Source organism: Rudaea sp., assembly GCF_036383415.1.
Classification (GTDB): Bacteria; Pseudomonadota; Gammaproteobacteria; order Xanthomonadales; family Rhodanobacteraceae; genus Rudaea.
This window is the reverse complement of sequence record NZ_DASVOK010000148.1, coordinates 1-8431: the sequence shown is the minus strand read 5'-3', so window position 1 is coordinate 8431 and position 8431 is coordinate 1. Positions and strand designations below refer to the sequence as shown.

6 protein-coding genes are annotated in these 8431 nt (G+C 62.8%); 3 read left to right on the top strand and 3 right to left on the bottom strand.

Annotated features, from left to right (window positions below):
- Nucleotides 1–555, top strand: a 555-nt coding sequence (locus VF497_RS05820) for a helix-turn-helix domain-containing protein (protein ID WP_330886685.1), incomplete at its 5' end; no start/stop codon positions are given.
- 96 nt (nucleotides 556–651) lie between these two features.
- On the opposite strand, the gene VF497_RS05815 is transcribed toward VF497_RS05820, so the two are convergent.
- The gene (locus VF497_RS05815; protein ID WP_330886684.1) at nucleotides 652–3582 is read right to left on the bottom strand and encodes a TonB-dependent receptor domain-containing protein; all 2931 of its coding nucleotides are present in this window, start codon (nucleotides 3580–3582) and stop codon (nucleotides 652–654) included.
- 262 nt (nucleotides 3583–3844) lie between these two features.
- On the opposite strand from VF497_RS05815, the gene VF497_RS05810 reads away from it, so the two are divergent.
- Complete coding sequence (locus tag VF497_RS05810; protein ID WP_330886683.1) at nucleotides 3845–4591, top strand: DUF1223 domain-containing protein; 747 nt, start codon at nucleotides 3845–3847, stop codon at nucleotides 4589–4591.
- Nucleotides 4591–5121 carry a hypothetical protein gene (locus VF497_RS05805; protein ID WP_330886682.1) on the top strand — a complete coding sequence of 177 codons (531 nt, stop codon included), beginning with the start codon at nucleotides 4591–4593 and terminating at the stop codon, nucleotides 5119–5121. The genes VF497_RS05810 and VF497_RS05805 overlap by 1 nt, the downstream gene beginning before the upstream one ends.
- Before the next feature lie 66 nt (nucleotides 5122–5187).
- Here the strand turns inward: VF497_RS05805 and VF497_RS05800 are convergent, their stop codons facing one another.
- Together VF497_RS05800 and VF497_RS05795 are read right to left on the bottom strand one after the other, a co-directional pair.
- Entirely contained in the window at nucleotides 5188–7641 is a 2454-nt protein-coding gene (locus VF497_RS05800; RefSeq protein WP_414706845.1) for a TonB-dependent receptor, read from the bottom strand.
- A 128-nt stretch (nucleotides 7642–7769) separates the two neighbouring features.
- Nucleotides 7770–8431, bottom strand: a 662-nt coding sequence (locus VF497_RS05795; protein ID WP_330886680.1) for a sulfotransferase, incomplete at its 5' end; no start/stop codon positions are given.

Genomic DNA, 8431 nt, shown 5'->3' with positions numbered 1-8431 from the left:
ACGCGCGATTCCGGCCTGCTGCCGGCCACGCATCAGGTCGACCGTGCCCTGCTGCGCCGCGCGACAAGCCTCGTGCGCGCGGTGCAGCAGGGCGATCACGCGGTTGCGCTGGACGGCATGCTCGATGAGATCGGCGCCATGCAAAATCGTTTCGACGAGATGATCGCGCGCTGCCCCGGTCGCACCTGGGCGCAGCGGCGCCACGTGTTCCTGCGCCTGCAGCGTGTACGCGAGCATCTGGCCTGCAACTGCCATCTCGATCTCGACAATGCCGCGCTCGCGCGCATCGCGAGCTACTCGCCATGGCATTTCATCCGCGCCTTCCATGCCGCATACCACGAGACGCCGCACGCATTCCTGGTGCGCCAACGCCTGCTGCGCGCGCAGCGCCTGCTGCGCACGAGCCCGCTCGCGATCGGCGAGATCGCGCTCGCCTGCGGTTTCGAAAATCGTTGTGCGTTCTCGCGCCTGTTCCGCCAGCGCTTCGGCACGACCGCAAGTACGTTGCGCAGGGGCGGCGGCGCATCAACGGTGTTGCGCGCGATCGGCAATTGAAGAAAGCGCCGCCGGTCATATCGATGCGGCAGCGCTGGAGAAAACCTCTTCCAGTAAAAGCCCGGGTTGCGCGAGCGCGACCCGGGCAAGCAGCGTTTAGAACTTGACCGTGATCTTGCCGAAGAAATAGCGGCCGATCGTGTCGTAGGTGTTCACGTCGGTGTTGGCGTTGGCCACGTTCTCCTGGTACAGGATCGGCGGTTGCTTGTTGCCGATATTGTCGACACCGACCTGGATCGTCGTATTCAGCGGCTCGATGTTGTAGCCGACCGAAACGTTGTGGTAGGTGTACGAACCGAACTTCAGGATCGCGTTCTCGGGATGCGGATAACAACCGTCCGCACCGGCTGCATCGCCCGCCGCCGCCGACGCGCCATTGCAGGCGTAGCCGATGCGACCGCGACCGATGTAGCGCGCCGTCCAGTTCGCGTTGAAGCTGCCCCAACTCCAGTCGAGCCCGGCCAGCGCGCGCCAGCGCACGAGGTTGCCGTAGGTACGGTCGAAGTGGCCGGCGAAACCCTGTTTCAGGCCCGTGGTGATGTCGTACTTCTGGATGTACGTCGTCTGGAAGTTCGCGGTGAAATTGCCGAACGATGTTTCCGGCAGGCGATAGCGCAGGTTCAGATCGGCACCTGAGGTAACCAGCGTACCGGCGTTGAACGACGACTCGTAGATGTACTTGATCTGGCCGTAGCTGGAGCCTGACGTGTTGCGCGTGATCAACTGGCACGTCTCCTGGACGCCGTAGTAGCACGAGGTCAGGATCGTTTGCGCGATGCCGGCGCCGGACACGATCAGGTTGTCGAGCACGATGCGATAGTAGTCGGCGCTGACCGAGAAGCCCGGCAGCCAGTTCGGATCGTAGACGAAGCCGTAGTCGAACGACTTGCCGTGTTCCGGCTGCAGGTTGATCTTGGTGCCGAACGCGCCGTTCGAATAGACCGAACCGTTGACGATGCCGTTGGTCTGGCTGGTGCCGGTGTTCTCGAACACATAGCCCTGGCAGGCCGGGTTGCTGGCCACGGATGCCGGTCCGCAGGGATCGGTTGCCGTGGCCGAGTCGGCGGCCGGACCGGCGTACAGCTCGGTCACCGACGGTGCGCGGAACACCTTCGACACGGTGGCGCGCAGCAGCAGGTCTTCGATCGGCTTGAACTCGATCGCCGCCTTCCAGTTGTTGGTGCTGCCGAAGTTCGAGTACTTCGAGTAGCGGTCACCCAGGGTCAGGTTGAGGCTGTGCACGAACGGCATGTCCTTGAGCAGCGGGACGAGCAATTCGACGTAGGCTTCCTTGATGTTGTAGCCGCCTTGCGTGTTCGCGGTACAGATCGAACTCGGGCCCGAGCAGGCGATCGAGGCGATGTTGCCCGCGGCGTCGCGCGTGATCGTGCTGACCAACTGGGCGTCGGCCTTGTTGTCGACATATTCCTTGCGGTACGACACGCCGCCCGCGAAACCGACGTCACCGGCCGGCAGGGCGAACAACGAGCTCGAGCTGACGCCGGCTTCCGCCGACTTCATCTGGTAGTTGGCCGGAGAGTTGTTGTAGCTGGTCTTCGCGCTCTGCAGCAGCTTGATCGTGTTCGGATCGTAGATGTTGAAGATGTTGATCGGGTTGCACGACAGCTGCGTGCAGGCGAAGTTCGAGGTCAGCTTGCTGTAGTTGATGTAGTTCGCGTTCTCGCCGTGCTGGGTGATCTTGCCGTAGCTGGCGTCGGCGAACCAGGTCCAGCTGGTGTCGGCGAAGCTGCCCTTGAGGCCGGCGGTACCGAGGTCGTGCGTGGTCGAGAAATTCGTCTGGCGCGGGCCGAGGCTGGTCAGACGGGTCTTGAACTCGTTGTACGCCAAGCCCACGGTATTGGGATCGTTGCCGAATGCCTGGCCTAGGCTCTTGAACGGGTTGTAGTACTGGTTGGTCGGGATGAACAGGTTGTCCTGGAGCGCATCGAGCGGCACCGGGGCGATCTGCGTGCGCGACACGGTCTTGTTGTGGAACACTTCCATGAACGCTTCGATGTGATCGGTCAGTTTGTAGCTGCCGAGTGCGAACAGGCCGGTGCGCTCGCTCGGGGTCTGGTCGTAGTTGCCGACCGCCTGGTAGTTGAACGCGTCGGCCTGGCCGTTGTAGCAGCGGTAGTCGCTGAGCGAGGAACCCGAGGCGCCGTCCTTGCGGATCACGCGGTTGCCGTTGCCTGGAATGCCCGTGCATCCACCGAATTGCGAGGCAATCACGCTCTTCGGCAGACTGATCGCGCCATTCGGCGTACGGCTGGAGCCGCCGTGCACGATATAGCCGGTGTTGTACTTGTACAGCGCATCGTGCGAATAGGCACGGTTGGCGGCGAGCACGGCTTCGGTCTTGTTGTAGTTGATGCCGAGCAGGATGCTGCCGCGGTCGGTCGACTGGCCGAACATGGCGTGCACGGCCTTGCGCTGGCCGTCATCATGGTCGCTGATGCCGTAATCGAGGCCGATTTCGGCGCCCTGGTAGTTGCTGCGCGTGATGATGTTGACCACGCCGGCGACCGCGTCCGAACCGTACACGGCCGAAGAACCGTCGAGCAGCACTTCGATGCGCTCGACCGCCGAGGCGGGGATGATGTTGAGATCCTGCAACTGGAACGGAATGCGATGGCCGTTGATCAGCAGCAGCGAACGGTTGGTGCCAAGGCCGCGCAGCGAGATGGCCGCCTGCCCGGTACCGCCGCCGTTGTTGACGTTGGGGTTCATGGCATTGCCGGCCATGGCCGGCAACTGCTGGATGAGGTCGCCGAGCGTGACCTTGCCCGACTTCTCGATCGCGGCGTGGTCGATGGTGAGAACCGGGTTGGCGGTTTCCATGTCGACGCGGCGGATGTTCGAACCGGTGACGACGATGGTTTCCAGGTTCTGCGATTTGGTATTGTCGGCTGGCGCTGCGTTCTGCGCCGCGGCCGGAACGGCGACGAGGCAGGCGAGCGAAGTTCCGGCCAGCGGCCATGCGCGCAAGGCATGGCGTATCGCTGTGCTGAGCACATGTTGGGGCATCTTGATCTCCTCGAAAAAACTGTCTGTCGGCCGGGGCTGGCCGATGCGCGCAAGCGTTGCAAATTCGTTGCAAGGAAATGTGCCCAGGAGCGGTCGATCGCTTTGCCGCAATTGCGCGCTGGGGCAGCGCGCGAGCACTGCGCTCGATGCGACTGTTTTCGCCCAACGACAACCATGCGGATCGGCAATTCCTGCAACCCATCGCGCCGCGCATTTGGCGAGGATCGGGAGGCGTCGACCGAACCACAGCGAACGAGGATCCATGTCCGCGAACAGACCACGAAGATTCATCCTCTGCCTGGCGGCGCTCGCCCCGCTTGCGGCGCATGCCGGTAGCTGCGAGATGCAGAGCGGCGCGACGCGCACGCATCTGGTCGAGCTGTACACGAGCGAAGGCTGCAATTCCTGCCCGCCGGCCGAGCAATGGATGAGTTCGATCCGCGACAAGGAAGGCCTCGTCGGGCTCGAATTCCATGTCGACTACTGGGATTCGCCGGCTTGGCACGACCCCTACGCGAAGCAGGCTTGGGCGCGGCGCCAGGAGGCAAAGGCGAAGCGCGCCAAAGCGCAGGTATATACGCCGCAGATCTGGCTCGATGGCCAGTTGTGGAAGAGCTGGCCGAGGGGCGACGCGCCGGGTGCGGCACAGGATGCATCGGCGCAGGCACCGCTCACACTGCGTGTATCCGCGCAGACCGGCGACAGCGTCAAAGTACGCTTGCAGGCGGTCACGACGGAAAATTCCGAGCACAAGCGTTTCTACGTCGCCCTGACCGAGAACCGGCTGGCACAGGAGATACGCGGCGGCGAGAACAAGGGCCGCCGCCTCGAGCATGATCAGGTCGTGCGCGATTTCGTCGGGCCGCTGCGTTTGCCGGAGGCGCAGGCCGAGTTGAAAATCCCCGCGGCCATGGCGTTGCCGAACGCCGCCGTTGTCGCCTTCGTGCAGGACGAGGACGGCGGTGAAATGGAACAAGTCCTGCGCTTGCCGTTGACGGAGTGCAAATGATGAATACCACGACCCTGCGTGAAATCTCGCTCGGTGCTGGCCGATCCGACAGAGAACCGCCCGCGGCATGGCGGACCGTGCTCGATGCGGGCGCTGCTGCTGCTACGCTCGACATGATTTATGCCTGCACGATCCTGTATTTTCGGTTCGGCACGAGTCCGCAGCGTGTGATGCAGTCGATCGCGAGCGGCATCTACGGGAAGGAAGCGTATACCGGCGGCTGGACCACGGCTGCGGTCGGCTTCGTCGCGCACTACTTCATCTTGATCGTCGCGGCCTGGTGGTTCTTTCTCGCCAGCAAATATCTGCGCGTGTTGCGCGAACGCGCCGTTGCCTGCGGCATCGCCTACGGTGTCGCGATCTACTGCACGATGAATTTCGTCGTTCTGCCGCTGTCGAACGCGCCGTTCGGAAGCAAGGCCTTCGACCTCACGATCAGCTTGCCGCGGGTTATCGAATTCGGCATGCACCTTGTCTTCGGCCTGATCATCGCGCTGGTCGTGCGTCGCTACTGGCGCCGGGCGGTATAAAAAGACTAAAAAAGAACCGGGCATTGCGCCCGGTTCGTCGTTTCCCGCAACCGCATTGGAGAGCGGTCAGTCGAAGTTGCGCGTCACCCGGAAGCCGATCGTGCGCGGCTGGATCGGCGTGATGTAGGACTGGCCGAAGATGCCGTAGTTCTTGTCGCCGACTGGCTGCACGCAGTGCGAGATGTCGCACTCGGTGTAGCGGTTGATTTCGCCGCGGCTGTCGAACGCGTTCTTCATGTAGACGTCGAACACCCACGCGTTCTTCTTCAGTCCGGCGGAAAGGTCAAGCGAGGCGTAGCCCGGCATGTCGCCGATCAGATTGTTCTGCACCACGCGCAGATCCGTGCGGCGCCGGCCTTCGAAGAAGCCGGCGGCCTGGAAATAACCTTCGCCGCCGAGCGCGTCGAACACGTAACGCGCGCTGAGATTGCCCTTCTGCTTAGCTGCTGTAGGCAGGCGCGTGCCTTCCGGTGCGAGCGGGGCGCTCGGTGCCAGGTCGGGGAGCGACGGATCGGTGCAGTTCGCGCTCGAGATCGGATCGCCGTTGGCCTTGGTTAGTCCGCAGTAGTTCGAGGTCAACACCGAATTCAAATAGGTGAATCCCGCGGACAAGGTCAGATTGTAGGTCGCTGCCCAGGTCAGGTTCGTTTCGAGGCCGCGTATGCGCGCCTGGTTGGCGTTCTTGATTTCCGTGAGTCCGTTCGCGCCGAGAATGGCGAACTGGAAGTCCTTCCAGTTTTCCTGGAACACGGCGCCGTTCCAGCGCAGGCGGTGGTCGAGCCATTCGGTCTTCCAGCCGAACTCGTAGTTGGTCAGGAAGTCGGCCTGGTACGGATGCAGACCTGGGCGCCGGTTGATGCCGCCGGGACGGAAGCCTTCCGACCAGGTTGCATAGATCATCTTGTCGCTGTCGAACTTGTAAGTGAGGTTCGCTTTGCCGACGTGATCGTTCTGCTTGGTCGTCTGGTCGACGTCCGAGCATGGCGCGCCATCGAACTTGTAGTCGCTGAAGCAGATCGCTTCGCCCTGCGATGAGCTGTAGCCGGGACCGAAGCCGAAGAATCCGCGCAAGCTGTTCTCGGTATGGAAGAAACGCGCGCCGAGCGTGGCAGTGAGCTGGTCGGTGATGTCGTAACTCGCCTCGCCGAACACGGCGTAGTCTTCGTCGACGCGATGTTGCTTGGTCAGCCACAAGGTGCCAGGCCAGCCGGTGACCGATGTGTCATCGGCGAGACCAGTGATCTGGTAGTTCTGGAAAATCCGGTGCGACTGGCGCTCGGCGAAGAATCCGCCGACGAAACGGAAACGCTGATCCTTCGGCGATGCGATGCGCAGTTCGTGGCTCGATTTCGCGTAGATGTCTTCGCCGTGGATATGCTGGCCCGGGTTGATGTAGTTGCCGTTGTTGTCCTTGAGATAAGAACCGTAGCCGACCAGCGTGTCGTACCAGAATCCGTAGTCGGCGTAATCCTGGTCGACCCAGTCGCTGCGGTTGAGGTGCGAGTAGGCATAGACGAGATCGAAGTTGCCGATCTTGCCCTGCACGGTCAGCGCGCTCTGCACCCAGCGGTCTTCCTGCCATTCCGGGTAGCCGTGGCTGACCTTGAGATCGCCGATTTTCGGGTCGAACGAGTAGACGCCGCCGTTGTGCTGACTCTGGCCCATGATCGTCGGCGAGATCGTCCAGTCGTCGGCGAGGTCGAGCTTGAGCGCCGCGCGCGCGCCCTTGAGCCAGGACTCGTTGTAGGCATCGTGCACGCGGCTCGCGTTGCTTGCGGTGATGCCCGAGGTCGGGTAGGTGCGCGCGCCGAGCACATTGTCGATGTAGCCGCCGTCGTGCTCGTTCCAGCCAACCACGCGCAGCGCGAGATTCTCGCGCAACGGCACGTTGACGAAGCCCTCGACCGTGTAACCCATCGTGCCATGCGAGATCGAGTTGATCTCGGTGCTGACGCTCGCCGCGAACGCGCTCGGATCAGGCTTGTTCGTGATGATGCGGATCGTGCCCGACTGCGAACTCGCGCCGTACAGCGTGCCTTGCGGACCGGCCAGTGCCTCGACGCGCTGCACATCGTAGATGTGTACGTCGAGCGCACCCTGGATCGTCGTGATCGGCTGTTCGTCGAGGTAGATGCCGACACTCGGCATGGAGGCGGAGTGATTCGCAACACCGTTGTTGCCGACGCTGCCGCTGGTAACGCCGCGCATGAATACCTGGGAGAAACCGGGCGATGCGCTCTGAATGGATACGCTCGGCAGCATCTTCACGTAGTCGGTCAGCCCGTTGACGTTCATCTCGCTGAGCTTGTCGGTCGAGAGCACGTCGATGGACAGCGCCACGGCCTGAGCGTTTTCGGTGCGCTTCTGCGCGGTCACCGTGACTTCGCCGAGCGAAGCGGTGGGCTTCTCGCCCGACGGCTGCTGCGCGCTCGATTGCTGAGGCGCCTGATCGGCATCGTCGGCCGCGTAGGCGGCAGAGAGGCAGGCGAGGTGGATCGCCGCAGCGAGCGGCAGGCGCATGAAAACCGAACGGCCGGGGCGGCGCGCTCGAATTCCGGGAAAGGTTTTCGTCACGATGGATTCTCCCAATGAAATACCACGTTGCGACTTCTTCATGCGGTGCGTCCCCACGCAGCCGCGCCGGTTAGCTACTTCTTGTCTGTTGTCTGTGCGAATTCTCCGAATGCGTCTCCGAGTGCCTCCTTCAACGGACCGAGCCAAGGCTCGTAGTGCTGCCAATGATCGATACCGGCCCTGTAGATCGGCTGGCGCACCTGTTCGGAACTGGCCGTACGCACGGGCCGCTCGTTCTCGAAGAAGCGCAGCACGCCGTCCTCGAACGGCAGATTGCAGTATTCGAGCAGCGCGCGCACTTCGCGTTCGGTATCGGCAACCATGCTTTCGTAGATCACACGATGCACGCGGCCGGGCAGCACGGAATCGAAGTGCCGCATCAGTTCGACATAGTCGCGGTAGTAGCGGCCTATGTCGGCGAGGTCGTAGGCGAAATTCTGCCCGCGCGCGAAATGCTGACGGAAGCATGACCAGCCGCAGGCGAGCGGGTTGCGGCGCGCATCGACGATCTTCGCATTCGGCAGGATCAGTTGGATCAGGCCGACATGGGCGAAGTTGTTCGGCATCTTGTCGATGAACAACTGGCGGCCGAGCTTGCGGTGCTTGGCCGAACGTGCGAGATATTCCTCGCCGAGTGCGTGCAGTTCGGCGGCGGCCATGCGCGCGAGCGCATCGTGGTACGCGCCTGGTTCGCGGCTCGCGGAGGCGCGGCGCAGCGAGCGTGTGATCGAAGTGA